This is a genomic window from Pedobacter gandavensis (assembly GCF_014172405.1).
GTDB classification, from domain to species: Bacteria; Bacteroidota; Bacteroidia; order Sphingobacteriales; family Sphingobacteriaceae; genus Pedobacter; species Pedobacter gandavensis.
Genome location: NZ_WNXC01000004.1, coordinates 434,154 through 452,637 on the forward strand (window position 1 = coordinate 434,154; position 18,484 = coordinate 452,637).

Sequence of the window (18,484 nt, forward strand, 5' to 3'; positions counted from 1 at the left end):
ATTTTTTTATTTAACATCTGTATATTTTGCCTTCCAAACGACACCTTCCAATCCCCATCCTGTTGGGGCATTCATTCCCATCCATTGATAAATCATAAAAGGGATATCCACACTGTTAGGAACCAATAAATAAAACGAATCAGAAATCGGCGGATCAAGAAATGGACTATATTCACTGAAGACCTGCCATTGATAAAGGCCTGTTAAAGTAAAATCAATGCCCTTTCCTCTTGGTGCCAGATTGATCAATTGATTTCCTTTACCCTCATTACATGGCCAGTAACCTACCAGGTTATTGATGTTTGGATGCGCTGGATCTAAGGTTGTTTTTTTAACCTGAGCAGCAATTGTTGCATTCGATAAAGCAGTATTAAAAATCTGTAATTCTGAAATGAGTACATCTGGATTTTCAGCATCCCCAGACTTACGTCCCATAGCCAATGGTACTGAAGTATCTCTGGTCCCTCTGCTCGTGATGTCTACACCAGCATTGGTCACAACGCCATCTGTTAAACACCTCACCATTTTCTTTGCACCTTCGGTATAAAAAACTACAGTGATCGTATGCCATAAGCCATCATTCACGACCCCGTTGCTGCTAAAGTTGGACCAGCCACCGTTCCCACTCACATTCATAGACCAAACTTTACCAGAAAGATAAATAACCCATCCCGGAGTTGATCCATTATTAATCCCAGTTGATTTCGATAGGAAAACTGGCCAGGATCTGTCAGTTCCACTTCCTTTAAATTTGCATTGAATCGTGAAATCGTTAGTCCCAAAATTATAAAGTCCATTGTCATTAGGAATCACAGCTTTTACATTCTGTCCATCACCCCCGTAGAATTTTGGTGCAACGGACGTAAATGGAATCTGATCTGAAGCCGGTTTCGCAACCAGGCTAGTTATAAATCTAGGATTATAAAAAGCGATAAAATTATTACGGCTGTCGTCCGCATAAACAGTCTTGTCTGTAGTAGGTGGCCCTGCTGGCAATGCGCCTCCTTTATTAGAAGCAATCACGACCAACCAGTTTTCCCCGGCATAATTTTTACGTTTAGTTAGGGCCTCCAGAATTTCCCCAACATAAGCGTCCATTTTCAGTAATGCAGTAGCATATCCTGGTGTATTTTCACTATAGCCAAATTCCTTTCCGGCAGCTTCAACACTTCCAAACTCTGCGACAGCCAGTGTGGCATCATCTCTGTTTAACTCCTGCATTAAAGCAGTTTTTACGGCTACATCATCGTTATTAAATGATTTGCTTTCTGTAGCATCCGTAGCCAGATTACTGGCAAAGGCTGCAGATGCACTAAAAGAAGCAGACCTTAATGTCGGATTCAGGGCTTTCATTCTACTAAACAAGGTAGGGTATTGTGTCAGACGATTTCCTGAGAAATCTTCCGAACGAACACCATGTTTCGCAGCCGTAACCCCTGTTAGCATGGTCGACCAACCATCGGCATTGCTCATGCTGGTCTTATTAAAGTCAGAAAGTCCATCATAAGAATAAATGGAACGTTTAATGATTTGCGTTAAGTTAGGAGCATTTAGTTCCCTTATTGCTCTTCCTCTTGCACCATCAATGATTAAATACAGTACTTTTCGGTTCTTCGAACTTACGGCAGCTGTATCGTTCTTGTGTTCCTGACTTAGTTGATTAGGAAAATCCTTATTGCAAGAACCCATCAAGAAAATCAGGGCAAGGGACATCAAAGCCAATAGACTTTTCATGCCTTTATATAGATATGTATTTTTATGATTCATATGCTTAATTTTATGAGGTATATGGTCCTGTTTACTTTTTAACTGATATACGGACAATATTGCCGACTTTCTTGTTGTCAAACTTGCTGATACTTCCCACCAGAATTAATGCAGGTGTTCCTGCCACTGTTGTGGTTTCGGTCACCTTATTGATCTGTCCCTGGAAAGCACCGGTGTTGTTATAACCCGCAGCCAATGATCCATCTGGATTTAAGAACATAAAACCTTGTCTAAGGATACCGTTGTAATTGTTGAATCCACCAGAAACAATTATTTTTCCTGTGCTCAACTGCGTTGCAAAATTGGCGAAACCACCCGCTAGCACCCCAAATTTGAACACATCGTTCAGGCTGCCATCCGCGTTTAGCATGGCCACTCCGGATCGTGGATTACCATTATACGAACTGAACCTACCGGCAATCATGATTTTTTGGGTAACTGAATTATAGCTCATGGAAAGGATGGCATTATCTGCACCCAATCCAGAGTTGAAACTTTTATCCAAAGTTCCATCTGTATTGATTCTGGCAATGCGATTTACCGTCTCTCCGTTGAATGTGCTGAATTCACCTACCAGTATAATTTTCCCATCAGCCTGCATAAAAGCGCCATTGATATTTCCATTTCCTCCAGCATTACTCTGCTTGGTACCAGGATTGTAATTGTAACTCAGATCCAGACTGCCATCGTCGTTCATTCTCAATACCTGCGCCATCTTAGTCACATCAGTAACCGTATTACCTTTAGTAGAACCTTCGTAATAATTTCGGTAATAGTTTTTAAAATCACCTACAACAATGATCTTATTGTCTTTCATAAAACTATTCAAAATACGACCATCCACTCCACCATTAAAGGTTGCTACCGTATCCTGTCCTTTAGAAGGAATATCCGGCGTAGGGTTAATCAGCTGCACTACCGAAGAATCCAATTTACCATCGGCATTGATTCTGGTGATGTTATTGATGCCTTTCCAGCCATCGAAAGTATTGAAACGGCCGGTTACAATGAATTTGCCTCCGCTCAACGGATTGATGGAAAGTAAACCTCCATCAGCGCCTACATTAATGGCTTTCTTTTTCGCACTAAAATCGGCCACAAACTCTCCAAGCGCATTTATTTTGGCGATCCTATTAATTCCTCTATTCACATTCTTATTCTCATAATTTGTGAAGGCTCCTACAAGGATGTAATCATTGCTTGGCATTTTAAACATATCATAGATGGAGTAATCTGAACCGATTGTCGCTTTAAACGTCGGATCAATGTTTACTTTACCTTCGATGGTTAAATTCGGGCCAAAAAAAGTCTGACCTTCCAACACCACTGTTGCACCACCGGAACTTGCATACTCAGGTATTTTCACGCGGATGGTAGAATCTGTCAGGCTCAAAACCTCTGCCTTTTGCTCATTCAGGAAAAACTCAAACTTATCTTTATAATTCAGTAATCCTCTAATGCGGAAGTTGTATTCCCCCCCCTGGATTCCCGGATCATTGTCTGTATCATTTTCCAGAAATTTCACGCCAAGTGGCTCCTTCCCTCCTTTATATGGGTCTGCTCCCAATACAAGATCTTTCTTGCAGGAAGAAGTAATCATGGTCAGTAACAGCATCAAAGCTGAGATGCTGAACAGTCTATTTCGTTTGCTATGGTTTGCCATATGAATTCTATATTTTATAAATGCAGCCTGTTAATTTGCGGGAAGAATCCCACTGGTTACCACGTTGGTAATAAAGCGATCGGTGTCAAATCCAAAATTGTGTTTCTGAAAACGAAGGACGTGAACCACTCCGTTGGTTGGGGCCACATCAGAGGAGGCTACCGGAATGTTCACCAGGCGCTCCAGAGGTTTGGAGAAATCCGGGATAAATGACAAATACAATTGTCGGTATCCCGCATACTTCACCCCACCGGCATCATTATAGAGGACACCTATGTTCATCGTTCTTTTACCATAAGAGAAATACCCCTGTCCAGGGTAAGCCACTAAGGCCAGCGTATCCAGTTGAGGATAATCTTTCAGGCGATAACTTCCTTGAAAAACATACATAGACAGGGTTTCTTTCCATACTTCTGGCCTAATTTGTTCTAATTTAGAAACCGTATCCCGTCCCTGCAAACGGAGGTAATTGTTCAGTCGACGAACCGATTTATAAATACTGGAACTCGGAGGAGCAAAGAAGGTGATGTTCTCTTTTTGAAAAACATCTTCCATTCCAGCTACTTTAATCACCCTTACCAGCGTATCAAAATAGGCAGGTTTTGCTTTCAGGTATTCTAAAATTGTTCCGTTATAATTTGGGGTATGAACACCCGTATCAAAGAAATACTTATCTTTCTTACAGGCAGAAAAAAGGCCTATAGAAATCAGTAAAACCGGGATTATTTTTTTTATTAGCTTAAACATCATATGTCGTTTATGGTTAAAAATCGCGTTCGTATTATCTCCAGAAGTTGTTAAGTGTCATCTTCGGATTGTTATTCATCGCTGATGGATCAATAGGGAAGGTCCATGCACCCTGATTAAAATCACTCACCGAAATCGGATATGAACAGTACTTATCATTCATTACTTTTTTGGTGCGAACCAGATCATAATAATAATGGCCTTCGCCCATCAACTCTCTGCAACGTTCCCAATAGATTTCGTCTTTCAGTGCACCACCGGTTGAAGTAACATCCAATGCTCCGGCTCTTTTTCTGACCATATTTAACATTTTTTGGGCTTCATTATCCTCTCCCAACTCTGCCAATGCTTCAGCTGTTAACAGCAAGGCGTCTGGCAAACGGAAAATAATCATGTTGTCATCATTCTTGATATTTTGTCCTTCTCCACCATAGGTATTGATCAGCTTTGTAAATTGGAAACTTCCATTTTCTGAAAGGCGGTTCTCAAACCAAAGTTCTTTACGCAAATCAGGACTGCCATCAGAATATAATTTCTCCATGAACTTTTTTTCATAGGCTGCCACACTATTTGTGGTAGTTACACTACCTAGATAAGGATAATGTACCAATAGGCTGGACAGCGAAGCATAAGCAGCGAAGACCTCCCCATAGTTCACGTTTTGCAGAACTTCAAAAAGGCTTTCTTTGGTGCGTCCTTTAAATACTTTTTTACTTTCCTCTCTGGTCATAGGTAGCAATTCGTAATTTCCTCCATTGTTCATCAACTCTGCGCCCAATTGCTTTACTGCAGTATAATATTTTAGTTTATTGGGTTCATCAAAGCCTGCTGCCCACATGTTCATGTGCATCATTAGGGCAATTGCCCCACCGCGCATTGCCCGGATGCCAACTGTAGAAGGATCTTCATAAGTCCATGGAAGATCATTTTTATATTTGTTCATGTCTTCCAGACAAAGATTTAAGACCTGAACCATAGGCATTCTTTCCAATGGCTCACTATTGTAGGCTTTTGTATAATAAGCAACATCACCAAATTGTCTAACCATAAAGAAATAAGCTAGATTGCGTAAGAACACTGCTTCAGCGCGGTAGTGCTTTTTATCATTCGATGTAAAATTTGGATCCGGTATTTTATCGATCTGCACCAGTAAAATATTAGCCGATTGGATCATGTCATAAAAAGCGTTCCATGTCGTTAAATTTTTAACGGCATAGCCACCTGTCCAATCTTTATTGTCGCTTTGAATGCCTTTAAAATTATTAGTTCTCAACTGATTAATAAATTCATAACCATTGGCAACTTTCTTTATAGGCGCACAACGAAGATCCATGGCCGGAAAATAACCTCCGGCACTAGGTCCAGCTATTTTTATTCTCAAAGTAGCGTAAATCCCTCTGGTGAAGTTCTCTACATCACTTTTGGTTTGCCAATAATTATTTCCGGAAAGGTTATCAATTGGTGTTACATTTAAGAACTTCTTGCAACCCGAGAAAGCCAGGGGTACACATAACAGGATTAAAGATTTGTATATCAAACGTTTCATAATATCTTTTTAAATAATTAAAACTGAACACTTAAGCCTAAGGTATAAGAGCGGCTATTTGGGTATCCCCCTGAAGTATCTCTTCCTAATGCACTTACATTTTCAGGATTTGGACCTGAATAATTCGAGAACGTGTGCAGGTTTTTAGCTGTGCCATAAATACGCAGGGAGTTCATGCCGTAGCGCTGTGTAAACTTCCTGTTTAAATTGTATGATAAAGTGACGTCATTCAATTTCAAGTAACTTCCATCTTCCTGAAATAAGGTCTGGTTATAACGGAAGGGCTGTACACGAGCTTGTCTGGTGAAATCTAAACCATTAGGAAAATCAGCTATATCGCCTGGGTTCTGCCATGAATTGTATTCATTCAATGGTACCATCGCACCTGGTGCAGTAGGGTTACTAAAATTCTGCAGACGGTCTGCCAAAGCATTGTTAATGATGTCTCTACCCAACGTAAAAGAAAAGTTCATGTTGAGTGAAAAGCCTTTGTATTGTGCAAAAGAGCCAAGACCACCGACAAACCTAGGTTGTGAATTACCAACAACAACAAGGTCATTGTTATCCAGGATATAATCTCCGTTCAAGTCGGTGAAATATGGATCACCAGCCTGGAAATAAGCAGGGTTTCCTCCTGCAGTACGGTATCTTAAACCTGTAAGCGGATCTACAGGTACTGCTCCACTCGTCGCATAAACCCCTTTGGTATTGTACAATACGTTCGACAAACTATTCATTCCCAATCGGTAAAGAATCAACTGTCTGCCATCATCATAAATCAATTCACGATCACCATTTGGCAGATGTGTCAATACATCTTTATTGATGGCACCGTTAAATGACAATGTCCAGTTTACTTTACTGCCTTCCGATAATGGTCTTCCCCTCATAGAGAATTCATATCCATAATTCACCAGACTGGTTTCATTGGTACTGATCGATCCAAAAGAGTTAATATTCGCTACTGCTTTAGAACGTAAAATGTTATCTACCTGTTTGTAATAGGTATCAAAAGTAAAGGAAAGTCTGTCTTTATAAATCCCCATTTCAAATCCAGCATTCAGCTGCATCGTAGTGGTCGGCAATAGTCCGGTATTTGGAATTACCCCTTTATCTAAGCTTACTGTAGTATTGTTATTGTAAGCAGGTCCAGATAGGTATTTACCATATACATCATAAATACTTCCATTAGGATTGATGTTTTTACCATAACTGGCCTTTAAGGAAGCATAATCCAACCAATTAAAATCTTTAAATAGGTTCTCTTTAAAGAAGTTCCACCTTAATCCGATGGATGGGTTTTTAGAGTATCCCGCATCTGGTCCGTTAGTAGAAGTACCATCCACACGATAGGTTAAGTCAATCACATATTTCTGGTCGTAGTTGTAGGTAAAAGCACCCGCAAAAGCCACTGAGCGTGCATCGGCAAAATTATCCAGCGTTCCTCCTCTTGAGTTATAAAAACCATAGCCATAAGGGCCCTGGATATAATCACTCACATTGGATACCAATCTTACTTTATCCGCCTTAGCCTTATTCATGTTGATCTCATTAAATACATAAGCGGTAAAATTGTGCTTATCATTGAGGGTCTTGAAATAAGAAAGCATGTTCCTGTTATAAACCGTGCTTCTTCTTTCGTTAAAGTAAGTAGATTGCCCACCTCCTCCGTTACTTAATGAACTTGGTCTGAAGGTATCCTCAGTTGCAGTATTGAAATTATAACTGAAGTTCGTAGAGGCACGTAGTCCTTTGATAAATTCATACTGAATATCAAGAGTGGTTACTGTATTTACCGTTTTATTGTCGTTCTGCGTTTTCAAACTGGCCAGCAAATCATTCACCGCGCTAAACTGAGAAGGAGCCGGTAATAAGGAGGACGAACTACCCCCGGTAGCTACGCCGGTTTGCAGCAGCCCGTTTCCACTACCCACACTATTTTTTCCTAATGCATTGTTAATGGAAGCAAAAAGCTTAAACCTTGGGCTAGGCTGATATTGCATGTTCATATTAAGGTTGTATCGGGTGAAACCGGTATTTTCAAGAATCCCGTTTTCCGCATAACTACCTACGTTCACTTTATAGTTGAACAACTGATCACCACCAGAAATATCTACGTTGTGCGACTGGTTGAAGGTTTGTCTATAGAAATAAGATTGCCAGTCTGTTGAATTGTTCCAGTAAGCATTTAAACTATCTGAAAGCATCGCACTGTTATTGATCATGCCCAGACCATGGTAATAACTGGTATCGTATCTCAATATTTGATCAATTCTCATCATACGCTCATCTCTTCCACCAATAACCTTACGCAACTGAGGGACAGTGTTCATGAAGAATTTTGAAGTATAACTTACAATTGGGATTTTTGAATTACCACGTTTTGTAGTGATCAGGATTACCCCATAGGCACCTTTTGAACCATAAAGGGAAGTTGCCTGTGCATCCTTCAAAACCTCAATTCTTTCAATGTCCTCCGTAGGAATTAAGGACACCGGGCTAATCCCAGGACCTGCCTGCTGGAAACCGTACTCATAGCTACTGTTATCATCAATTGGCACCCCATCAATTACAAATAATGGAGAAGTGGGTGTCAGGAAGGCATTATCGCCTGCACCAGATACATTGATATTGGAAAGACCACGGATATTGATACTTCCTCTCATCCCTGGCATCCCGTTATTGTTTTGGATATTTAAACCGGCAACTTTACCCTGAAGTAATTCCATCGCGTTACCAGCAGGTACATCCTGAATCTGTTTACCCGTAATTACAACACTGGAACCTGTACTTAAAATCTTAGATTTCGTTTGATAACCCACCACTACCGTCTCATTCAGATAGCTGGCTGAAGTGTTCATAAAAATGGTCAGTTTTGTCTTCCCATCCAGTTTCTGAGTAACCGTAGTATATCCGACATAACTGAATACCAGCTTTGCATCAGGGAGTACCGACACTGAAAACTCCCCTTTTTCATTGGTCATCCCGACAGAAGCCAGGGGGGTACCTGACAAGATATTTACTCCCGGAATGCTTACCTTTTCCTTTTTATCGATTACAGTTCCTTGTATCAGAACCTTTTTCTGCTGGGCTATTGTGGCGGTACTGATACAGCACAACAACAGAGCAGATATTATAAAGAGATACCTCATATTAGATATTGTATAAATTTGATATTCTGAATATTTAATTAATCATTATTGAATTTTGGGCTCTCATTCCTGAACTGGAACACAATCTCCCAACTACCTTCCTGATAAATACTGAAGTCGATGCCCAGATTTGCTTCCTCACGGATACCACCAAAGCCCAGCCTTTCATACCTGAAAACTGCTCTTGCCCTTTCGCCGCTAGGCGTTGTATATTTGGTTTGATAGGTGATCAAAGGAATCGGATAAGCCACTTCATATTTTACTTGGGTGTTTGTTTTCTCCATTTTAAAACCATGAACCAGGCTTTCCCATTTCGTTAGGGCAAATAGGTTTGGATCAATTACATTTTGTGCGGAATCCAGGAACTTGAAGGTGAGGGACTTTCCAGTTCCCACTCTGTTAAAGTAAACTGCGACATCTCCACCACCCATGTTACGTGAAGTACGAACACCTTTTACATTGTTCACAATTGAAGCATTTACAGCAGGGCTGGTCGCATTACCGGTAATAGGATCAAGGTTAGATGGTTCATAAGGGCGTTCACGAAAAGGTTTTAACCTGAAATCGCGGAAATATCTACGTCCACCGGAATTGGAAACTTCCACGTCAAATACATAACCTGAATCCGGACGTACTTTTACAAAAGTAGAGTTAGCACCTGCCCATACCAGAAACTGACCGGAATGTTCCCTGATTTCAAACAAGGGATGATATTCTATCTTTCTTTTTGCCTCAATTTCTTCCAGGGATTTTTCATCTCCCAGGTAAGGCTGTTTCCATACCAATGTTGGATGGTTCTCTGTTAATTCTGGCGCCGGATCACCATTTTTCCTTCGCAGGTTGATGATCTTAAAGTCCAATGGCTGGGAAAGCGTAGAATTTCCTATGTTAAAATTCCCTGTAAATAAGGTATTTCTTCCCAATACGGGTTCGTAAGTAGTAGTGGTGAATGCCGCATCATTACCTAATGTTAAGCGGGCATCAGGAAGATATTTTTTACACGAAGGAGTCAGGAGTAAAGTCATTCCTGCCATCAAAACGTATAGTAATGCTAAAGGCTGTTTATTATTCATCATATGATTACCTTATTTATTTATTCTTTTTACAAATTCATTAAATCCGAAAACATGTCCGGGAGAAAGGATGTGGATGACCCCATTTTTGGCCTTAATATTGACTGCTACAGTTTGCGTACGCTCCCAGAATTTCACGAAAATAGAGCCCTTCGGATCACTGAATGTCAATACCTGAGGGCCACCACCTTCAAATCCAGAAGCATTAATTTTCTTGTAAAGGATGTGCATTGGATAGTCATGATTGATGCTCTCTACATAGGAACCATCCACAAATGGGCTTAGCCTTTCTGTACCATAGTTCCCGCGAATCAGGTACTTGGACATCATGGTATCCAGCTCCAGGATATCCGAATTTTGTAGAGAAAGTTTGCGCTTCGACTGTAAAGCCCGGGCCTGATTCAGCTCCGAAATTGCAGTTTGAAAACACTTATTGTTCAATGCAAAGACGGTTAGTTTTCTGTTTACCAAGGAATCCTTTAAGGCAGGTAAACGGTCTAAGACCAATAACATCGAATCATACTGACTTCTATTGGCATTTAAATAAGCCAGGATATCACCATCAAATTCCTGCACTTCATTTCTATAATCATAATATGGAGAGTCGTTCTTTTTGCAGGAGAAAATGGCAGAACAGCAAATTACAGCCAACAAAACCTTCAGGCCATAACCTGCCAGGCGTTTGCTACTTATTTGTATATTTCTTTTGATCATTTTTTTAATAATTGAGAATGAATATTATTCCGTTTATTTCCAATAGGTGTTTTGAGTGATCATTGGATTAGCATTGATGACATCTTTGGAAATTGGCCAGTAGATCCCTTTTTCAGTAATCAGCTTATTGAAATCGGGATTGGTTCCTTTAATCTTGTTATAGCGGATTAGGTCATACCATCTCCAGCCTTCTCCCATCAATTCTCTTCTGCGTTCTGCAAAAATTTCATCGATCAGATCTTTAGTAGAAAGGGCCTCAATAGCAGCTACACCTCTTTGGCTCAAGACAATATTCAGATTGGCGATCGCATCAGTACGCTGTCCGATCACTGCCAAAGCCTCTGCTCTTAATAAGGTCAACTCCTCCAGACGCGTAAACAGCGCAGTAGAGCTGAAAATGGCAAAAGAACCTGCTGATCCACCATTGGCCAGAATTGCGATCTTCTTGAAAATCGGCATATCTGTGGTGAAGTTTACAAAATATGGCGTTCTATGAATTTTTGTAATGGTATCTAAACCAAAACGTAGGTCTTTACGATCGGTAAAGGCAGCGGCAATGACTTCTTTAGGCACGTAAATATCTGGCCTTATTTTCTGAACAAGCGGCTGGGCAAGTGTCAGTTGTTCAATGTGTCCATTCGCCGTAGACTCACCGTTTCCGTATTCAGAAGAGAAACCAACGATAATCGTCCCCCTTTTATAGGCAAAAGGACTACCGGAACCTGTTCCCGTTAATTCATCCATGTTGATATACCTCGGGCCGTATCCATCCCCTTTAGTATAATTGTCCATAATAAACTTGGTATAAATTTCGGTATCGATATATCGACCTTGCCATGCAGAAACATGTGCCAATAAAGCATAGGCTGAAATCTTAGTAAACAAAACCCCATTCAAACCTTGCGCAGTAATACCAAAGTACTCTCCTGGCAACTGCGGATCTGTTCCACCATAATAATAAGGCAGGACTTTAGCCGCCAAAATCAATTCTGATTCTGCGAAGGCCAGTACCTTTGCCTGAGCTGTTCTGTCATGTTGTTCAAAATTACCATCATGAGAAGAAGTAAGCAAAGGAACATCTCCCCAGATGCGTACCATATAGAAATAAGCAAATGCCCTTAAAGCTCTTGCCTGTGCCACATCTACATTATTATTTACTGGGGTATATCGTTTGTCAGCTTCGACGATTTCCCTTGAGCGCTCAATAAATAGAGAAGTGCTATTGATCACTGCGTAAAATTTACGCCAGTTCGTGATTTCGTTCAATACCGGATAAGAAGCATTCAGCTGCCCGTTAATAATTGCTTTTAAATCTGGTCTGCTGGTGGCTACAAAATCACCCTGACGCAGATCGCCCATCAACCAGTGTAAGTTATCGCTGGTAATTGCAGTACGCATTAAACCATACATTCCAAAAATACCTGACTTCGCATCATCAATGCTCTTCCAATGGTTTTTGTCTACAGTATAGCGGCTTGGCTTTACTTCCAGCTCCTTATTACAGGAAAAACTACCCAGCACCAAGGCACTTAGCACTACCAATCCAAGTGCTTTTTTTAAAAATATATTGCTGTTGTTAAAAGATATCATCTTCATCTGTTTCATATCAGTTACTATAAATCTAATTTTATACCCAGGGTGAAGGTGCGTGGAATAGGAATTCCCGCTCCTGTATACATTCCTGTATAGTCTACCAATTCTGGATCTCTACCTGAAAATGAAGTAACTGTAACCAGGTTATTGGCGGTTACATATAAGTAGGCCCTGCTGATACCAGAATTCATGGCTTTAAACATCCTTGACTTTGAAAAATCATAACCTACAGAAACTGCTCTTAGCTTCGCATAAGAAGCATTTTCTAAGAATAGATCCTGATCTGCACGGTAAGGAATCACATTACTCCAAACATTGTAAACTGGATAAGATTTAACATCTGAAGAAGTCTGCCAAGAGGTGACTTCCTTAATAGAATATATGTTGTTGGTAAACTCCTGATTGATAAAATCGTAACGGCTGGCATCATATTTATTGATGGCTTTATTACCTACCGCAAAGAAAATCTGGAAATTTAAATCCCAGTTACCGTAACTGAATCCATTAGACCAACCACCTGTGAAGACTGGAAGTCGATTACCGGTCAACACTTTATCTTTTTGGTTGATCACAAAATCCCCATTCTGATCTTTCCATTTCGGATCACCTGCTTTCAGATCCAATCCATCAAATGATAATCTTTGATTATCCGCCGGATTTACCGGAACTTCTCCATTGGTGTTATAAATTCCTTCATTCTGATACACCCAGAAAGCATCAATTGGCTTACCAACCTCTAGCTTATTGTCGCCAATGATTAATGACTTCAGTCCGCCAGGTAAGGTTTGTAGTTTGTTCTTATTGATGTTGAAATTCAAACCTGTATTCCAGTTCAGACCACGCACACTTTTAAGCATTAATGCCGATAACGTCAAGTCTAATCCTGTGTTTTTTACGCCAAGACCGCTTCGAAACTCACTGGTATAACCACTTTCAGCAGGTAAAGGAATATTTAGCACCATGTCCTTATCCTCTTTTAGATACCAGGTTGCACTCGCAGTTAACCGGTCTTTTAACATACTTCCTGCCAGCGTAAAATTAAACTGGTCAGTATGCGGCATTTTAATGCCATAGCCTACCCAGCCTGAAGTATAAGGTCTGGTTACCCCACCTTGTCCACCGTAACTAGGGATGGTTGGTTCTTCTTTGGACCCACCTTCTACACGATATTGAGGCCCGCCAGAAAAACGATCATCAAGGAACAATTTTGCACTGCGTCCATAAGATACCTGCGCGCTTAAATCCTGGAAGAAATTATTCGCTTTTAAGAATTGATTTTTAAGATTCCAGCTGGCACTTGCTGCCGGAGCAATCATCCATCTGCTGCTTGGCTGACCAGAAGAGCTGCCATCATTTCTCAATACTGCTCTGAACTCCAGGAGGTCTTTATAGCTGTATTTTGCGCTACCATAAAAAGAAGCCAAAGTCGCTTTCTCCCGATCTGTATAGCGGAATACATAAAATGAGTGATAAGCTTCAAGGTTGCGGTCTACCAGATTGATTTTGATGAAATCATTTGGTCCGTTGTAGGCATTTGCATAGTTGTACTTGTAGACATCATACTGCAATGACTGCCCCAATCTGAAATCAATTTTGTGGTCCTGATTGATTTTCCAATCGTAGGTAAACGCATTATCCCAGATCGCACGTTGGTTAAAGCCAAAGTAATTCGACACATAGTTATTGCCCTCCATTAAGGTAGAAGGATAAAATACGTCCCTGATGCCTTCCGTATAGTCAAACATCAGGCTGGAAGTAAACTTTACTTTGTTTAGTTTAAATGTCAAACCAAAAGATCCTTGAATCAGGTTATTTGAATTTTCATCAATTGCTTTTTCATACTCATTTAAAAAGCCCCCATAACTTAGTTTATTTGGAGATAAAGGGCTACTAAAATCCGTTAGGTATCTGGTTTCGGCATAACGATCGGTTAAACTTCTGTTTCTGCTCCTGTCCATTTTCACCACATTTACCATACTCGATACAGTTAGCCATTCGAATGGCGCCATATTGATCTGAAAAGTTGCATTGTATCGGTTCAAACTGGTTTCATCTGCACTACCTGCATTTCTGGTTACCCCCCCGAAGAAACGGAAGTTGGCGCGATCAGATCCACCAGTTAAACTCAGATCTACCGAATAAATAGGCTTTGTTTTATAGTATAAATCGTTCCAGTTAGACGGGCCATAATAATCAGTATTTGTAGAGTCACTTAAATAACCCGCATAATTTGCATAATCGGCCACCGTAGCGTATTTCTGATAGAAAGGTTTTCTAAAATTGTTTTCAAATGCTGCATTCACCGTATTTGCTGAACCTGCCTGGACCATTCCAAAATAGCTATTGACGCTAATTTTTCTAAAACCGGTTTTCGCTTGCTTGGTGGTTACCCAAATCGCGCCATTTGCCGCATTTGGTCCCAATAATGCCAAAGCTGCGGGATCTTTGATCACCTCAATAGAGCTGATGTTGCTGATGTCAATTCCTGCTAATAGATTGGTGGCAGGTCCAATTCTATTGTAGTCGTATTTCTGAATATCAAAAGCAAAAGGATTGTCCTGCGTCAATGGAATTCCATTCAAATAAACTATGGGCTGCACCGCATAAATGTCTCTCCTTTTGAAAACCGGAGCAGATAAGCCCCTGATCAACATACTTTGTTCTGTTCCGGGCTCAGCATTGGTTTCCTGAACGTATAAGCCGGCAATCCCTCCCTTTAGCATCTGCTGAAGAGAAATATTCGGGCTAAGAGCCAGGACTTTTAAATTCAAGGAATCGATTCCTTTATTTCTACGAGATACATTGTTTACCCAGGCAGCAGTATCAATTGCTTTCTTTAAGACCTTGGGAACCGTGTCTTGTCTAAAAATCAAATTGTAATTCAGAGGAGTGGCATGAAGGGATCTTGCTTCTGCCTCTGAAGGACAAAGCGCAGAAAGCAAGAACGCACAAGTGACACCCGCAATAATTCGGACCATTTTCATTCGTGTTAATTAAGTATTGGACGATTTAGTTTTGGTGACTTACTGAGCGCAGAAAGCACCGTGTTTTTAAAGCTTAGGCATAACAATACCGTTCCGGCCAAATCGTGTTTTGGCGGTTGGAGATTCAAATTAGAAATGAAGCGGCAAAACCCTAACTCTGAATTGCTCAGTTTATGTTCGATGTCCTGCGCTACAATTTAGAATGGAATCAACTGGTGACAGTATTAATTAGGATATTATATCCGGGTCAAGCAATGAAGACTCAATTGCTGGTAGAAAGTAAAAGTTTTAATCATAGTGGTTCGGTTTAGGTTGGTTTGGTTGGTTTGTTTATCATTCATCACATATAATGCCTCCTTGTGGCTCAGCTATCCACATGCTACAGAACGAGTTATTCTGTATTCAGCAAAAAGCTCAAGGATTATGTAATACTTAATGCAAGCAATTTAGAACTATTATACATTGAAGTCCTCAAAAAGTATAGCGCAAACGTTTGCCTAAGCCGATATTATCGTATAAAAGCAATAAAAACATCGTTAAACATAAATTTAACATCAACTTATTAGACATAAATTAATCAGTATTAAAAATAACCCATGAATTTTTATGAATAAAAAAAAACAGAGACTATCATCTTTTATTGTAGAATAATACTAATCCCATATTTAAAAACGTAACGTTTAATAATTAAGTTTTGCACGAAAAAACTAAAAGCGTTTAGTAATACGCAAACAGGTAATAAAAAGACTTATACAAGAAAAATAACGCCGTAAAAACGAAGTTAACATGCTCAGAATTCTACTAACCCTAGTTCTATTTCCATTAAAATAAAAGGTTTACGCACTCTACACAAACGTTTGCGCTTTTTGACAATTCCCATAAAAAATGCCATTCCACACATATTTTGGCACATAACAGGTTCGTTACAAGAAAAACACCCTTAAAAACTATACATTATTGTCAATAAAATGATCAAAAATGCCATTAATGTCTTGTTTATTAATAAATACCAGCGCTGCTTTTTCAAAAAATAATTCCTGATTTTTACAGTATTAGGATAATAATCGTCATAAAGTATGGTCTTTAACGCTCCAAATACCTTAAATAATTGCGTAAAAACTTTCTCAAAAAAAACATCAAAATATTCTTTATAAAACAATTATGTCTTAAAATAAAAAGAGCGTTTCCCCAAAAAACTCCGGAAATTCTCTGACTGGAAGCGCTTAAGTGTGACATATTCAAAAGCCCCTATTATACGCACAGTTGAGATCAAAAACCACAAAAGCCAACCGAAGTTGGCTTTTGTAAGCAATTTAACTAAACAACAAAAAGTTAAATTTTAATCGTTGTTCCTTCCTCGATCTCCTCACTTGCTTTCAGCAAAATATGATCTCCATCCGTCAATTCTCCAAATACCTCCACCTTATCCGGCATCATCCTTCCTTTAGCAACGGGAATATTCTTCGTCTTCCCATTTTCAATTCGGATCACATAAACCCCTAAATTCGCGTCCACTAAAGCAGTTTTCGGAATAAAAAAGCTAGCTTCCCTCGCTTGCAAAGGAATATTGGTTTCTGCTACCATCAATGGCTTTAGCTCCTGATTGACATTCATCAAATCCGCTTCTATCTTTTCTGAATGCTACTTTTCATCCAATGCCCCCGATTTCCTAGAAATTTTCGCCATATACATTTTCTGAGGAATAGACTTCACCATGAAGCGAATGGTATCACCAATGTTCAAGTAAGGCGTGTTTACTTCTGGCACAGACAATGACAAGCGAAGCTTTTGGTTACTTTGTATCACCAGTAATGGCAAATCCGCGGTTGGCCTGGTTTTCTTCTACCTTGGCCAACTGCACCTGATTCTTGATCCTACCAAAAGTAAATAGGTTCCAGTTGACATTCGCCAGGTATAGCGATCCGAAAGCCGCATTCCAGTTTTGCTCCGCCAAAGGCATCGAAGTTGCCGCCGAACCTAAGCCTCCATAACCATACATCGGACCGTTTTGCGCGTTGATCGTGCCAAAGCTCTGTTGCGCCAAAACAGTGAAATCTGGTAAATATTGACTTTTTTGATAATTGGTGTTTTCCATGGAAGCTTTTACCAGAGCCTCCTTTGCTTTTATTTTTTCGTAGTTCCGAATTGAACGTTGTAATGCGTCAGGCAGTTGCAAAGTTTGGGCATACGACACCGTCGATAAGCCGCATAGCACCGCTAACGCAATGAATTTTGTATTCATTGTCTTATATCTGCAATTAGAAATTAAACCATCATGATGAAGGAGCATTTGCCAGGCTCCGGATTTCAAAATGATAATGGCCTAAATCCGATATACGCAATGTAAAATATAGAAAGGGGGGCTTTTTAATGGGGAAGAAAAGTAAAGGGTATCCGTTTTAACAGCTGACAATTGATCATCCCAAATGGTCGTATTGGCTGGATGAAGGTATAGCACTGCCTCTCCAGAAAACTTCAAAAGCGTTTCCTGTTGCGCAATCTTTTGCACTTTATCCGCTAGTTTTACCTGATCTTTTTCGTGCTTGCAGCAGTTCTTCTTTTTGGTTCGTTGTTGATTTTTTAACGCACATACCGGACACACCTGATCCTTCTGCGCTTTAGAAAATAACCGGATCTCCTGTTTTACGCCTTTGCAAATATGTGCGCTAGTCGTAAATCCAGTGGATACGATCAGAAACAACAGACAAAGAAATAGGCTAAACAGTCTTTTCATATGGAGACACAAAGATGGCCCTCGGCTTTAAATTAAGGCTTACAGGATTATGCAAATCTTTTATATAATTCTGAGGGGAAATCAGTATGTTATACTTCTCCATAAATTATTAAAAACTATCCGATTTAAAGCCAATCCTGATTCTTATCTGCTAATCCCGGGTACTTAATCCCTTCGACATCCTTTTGGAAGGAGCTCTAGATTTCGTCAGCTACACATGATCCTTAGAACATCGTTGAAAGGTCAATTAGACCTACCAGGGATCATCCAACCATTATCCAACCATCTTCTAACCATTGAGCAAACCTAAGCGCAGTACAGCAGCATCCCGAAGGCATCCTAAAGGAATACCTATACTAAGATCAAAAGAAGGGATAAGGGATCAAGCGAAATTCTTGGGGGGGAATGAGATTTAAGCATAGATTTTAGAAAGCCTGAATAGGAAAAATTTAACATCCCTAACTCCCCTGGAAGTTGCCCTGAATGCTTTCACCTTAGCATTGAATGATTC

At 40.0% G+C, this 18,484-nt stretch carries 13 protein-coding genes; all 13 read right to left on the reverse strand.

Features of this window, described 5'->3' with window-relative positions; all coding sequences use genetic code 11:
- Window positions 1-6: 6 nt before the first annotated feature.
- The gene (locus tag GM920_RS14105) at window positions 7-1,767 is read right to left on the reverse strand and encodes a LamG-like jellyroll fold domain-containing protein (RefSeq protein WP_182958457.1); all 1,761 of its coding nucleotides are present in this window, start codon (window positions 1,765-1,767) and stop codon (window positions 7-9) included.
- Window positions 1,768-1,798: 31 nt separating this feature from the next.
- Window positions 1,799-3,430: a DUF5008 domain-containing protein gene (locus GM920_RS14110; protein WP_182958460.1), complete on the reverse strand. Its 1,632-nt coding sequence runs from the start codon at window positions 3,428-3,430 to the stop codon at window positions 1,799-1,801.
- A gap of 30 nt (window positions 3,431-3,460) precedes the next feature.
- Complete coding sequence (locus GM920_RS14115) at window positions 3,461-4,180, reverse strand: fasciclin domain-containing protein (protein ID WP_182958463.1); 720 nt, start codon at window positions 4,178-4,180, stop codon at window positions 3,461-3,463.
- A gap of 31 nt (window positions 4,181-4,211) precedes the next feature.
- Window positions 4,212-5,723 carry a RagB/SusD family nutrient uptake outer membrane protein gene (locus tag GM920_RS14120; protein ID WP_182958466.1) on the reverse strand — a complete coding sequence of 504 codons (1,512 nt, stop codon included), beginning with the start codon at window positions 5,721-5,723 and terminating at the stop codon, window positions 4,212-4,214.
- 17 nt (window positions 5,724-5,740) lie between these two features.
- Window positions 5,741-8,875 (reverse strand): SusC/RagA family TonB-linked outer membrane protein, encoded by a 3,135-nt coding sequence (locus tag GM920_RS14125; protein ID WP_182958469.1) that lies wholly within the window; start codon window positions 8,873-8,875, stop codon window positions 5,741-5,743.
- A 38-nt stretch (window positions 8,876-8,913) separates the two neighbouring features.
- Window positions 8,914-9,951 (reverse strand): DUF5007 domain-containing protein, encoded by a 1,038-nt coding sequence (locus GM920_RS14130; RefSeq protein ID WP_202986114.1) that lies wholly within the window; start codon window positions 9,949-9,951, stop codon window positions 8,914-8,916.
- Window positions 9,952-9,960: 9 nt separating this feature from the next.
- Window positions 9,961-10,662: a hypothetical protein gene (locus GM920_RS14135; RefSeq protein WP_182958472.1), complete on the reverse strand. Its 702-nt coding sequence runs from the start codon at window positions 10,660-10,662 to the stop codon at window positions 9,961-9,963.
- Between the two features lie 33 nt (window positions 10,663-10,695).
- The gene (locus GM920_RS14140) at window positions 10,696-12,258 is read right to left on the reverse strand and encodes a RagB/SusD family nutrient uptake outer membrane protein (RefSeq protein WP_235964527.1); all 1,563 of its coding nucleotides are present in this window, start codon (window positions 12,256-12,258) and stop codon (window positions 10,696-10,698) included.
- Window positions 12,259-12,275: 17 nt separating this feature from the next.
- On the reverse strand, window positions 12,276-15,239 hold the full coding sequence (locus tag GM920_RS14145; protein ID WP_182958475.1) for a SusC/RagA family TonB-linked outer membrane protein: 2,964 nt from the start codon (window positions 15,237-15,239) through the stop codon (window positions 12,276-12,278).
- A gap of 1,332 nt (window positions 15,240-16,571) precedes the next feature.
- The gene (locus GM920_RS14150) at window positions 16,572-16,853 is read right to left on the reverse strand and encodes an efflux RND transporter periplasmic adaptor subunit (protein ID WP_182958477.1); all 282 of its coding nucleotides are present in this window, start codon (window positions 16,851-16,853) and stop codon (window positions 16,572-16,574) included.
- Between the two features lie 27 nt (window positions 16,854-16,880).
- On the reverse strand, window positions 16,881-17,045 hold the full coding sequence (locus GM920_RS14155; RefSeq protein ID WP_182958480.1) for a hypothetical protein: 165 nt from the start codon (window positions 17,043-17,045) through the stop codon (window positions 16,881-16,883).
- On the reverse strand, window positions 17,032-17,481 hold the full coding sequence (locus GM920_RS14160) for a TolC family protein (RefSeq protein ID WP_182958483.1): 450 nt from the start codon (window positions 17,479-17,481) through the stop codon (window positions 17,032-17,034). The genes GM920_RS14155 and GM920_RS14160 overlap by 14 nt, the downstream gene beginning before the upstream one ends.
- A gap of 81 nt (window positions 17,482-17,562) precedes the next feature.
- Entirely contained in the window at window positions 17,563-17,973 is a 411-nt protein-coding gene (locus GM920_RS14165) for an HYC_CC_PP family protein (RefSeq protein ID WP_182958485.1), read from the reverse strand.
- Between the last annotated feature and the right edge of the window lie 511 nt (window positions 17,974-18,484).

Excerpts from the sequence above, each read along its gene's own strand:
- GM920_RS14150 (WP_182958477.1), bottom strand. The coding sequence starts at position 16,853 with ATGAATGTCAATCAGGAGCTAAAGCCATTGATGGTAGCAGAAACCAAT.
- GM920_RS14165 (WP_182958485.1), bottom strand. The coding sequence starts at position 17,973 with ATGAAAAGACTGTTTAGCCTATTTCTTTGTCTGTTGTTTCTGATCGTA.
- GM920_RS14130 (WP_202986114.1), bottom strand. The coding sequence starts at position 9,951 with ATGATGAATAATAAACAGCCTTTAGCATTACTATACGTTTTGATGGCA.
- GM920_RS14135 (WP_182958472.1), bottom strand. The coding sequence starts at position 10,662 with ATGATCAAAAGAAATATACAAATAAGTAGCAAACGCCTGGCAGGTTAT.
- GM920_RS14125 (WP_182958469.1), bottom strand. The coding sequence starts at position 8,875 with ATGAGGTATCTCTTTATAATATCTGCTCTGTTGTTGTGCTGTATCAGT.
- GM920_RS14110 (WP_182958460.1), bottom strand. The coding sequence starts at position 3,430 with ATGGCAAACCATAGCAAACGAAATAGACTGTTCAGCATCTCAGCTTTG.
- GM920_RS14115 (WP_182958463.1), bottom strand. The coding sequence starts at position 4,180 with ATGATGTTTAAGCTAATAAAAAAAATAATCCCGGTTTTACTGATTTCT.
- GM920_RS14105 (WP_182958457.1), bottom strand. The coding sequence starts at position 1,767 with ATGAATCATAAAAATACATATCTATATAAAGGCATGAAAAGTCTATTG.
- GM920_RS14160 (WP_182958483.1), bottom strand. The coding sequence starts at position 17,481 with ATGAATACAAAATTCATTGCGTTAGCGGTGCTATGCGGCTTATCGACG.
- GM920_RS14120 (WP_182958466.1), bottom strand. The coding sequence starts at position 5,723 with ATGAAACGTTTGATATACAAATCTTTAATCCTGTTATGTGTACCCCTG.
- GM920_RS14140 (WP_235964527.1), bottom strand. The coding sequence starts at position 12,258 with ATGAAGATGATATCTTTTAACAACAGCAATATATTTTTAAAAAAAGCA.
- GM920_RS14145 (WP_182958475.1), bottom strand. The coding sequence starts at position 15,239 with ATGAAAATGGTCCGAATTATTGCGGGTGTCACTTGTGCGTTCTTGCTT.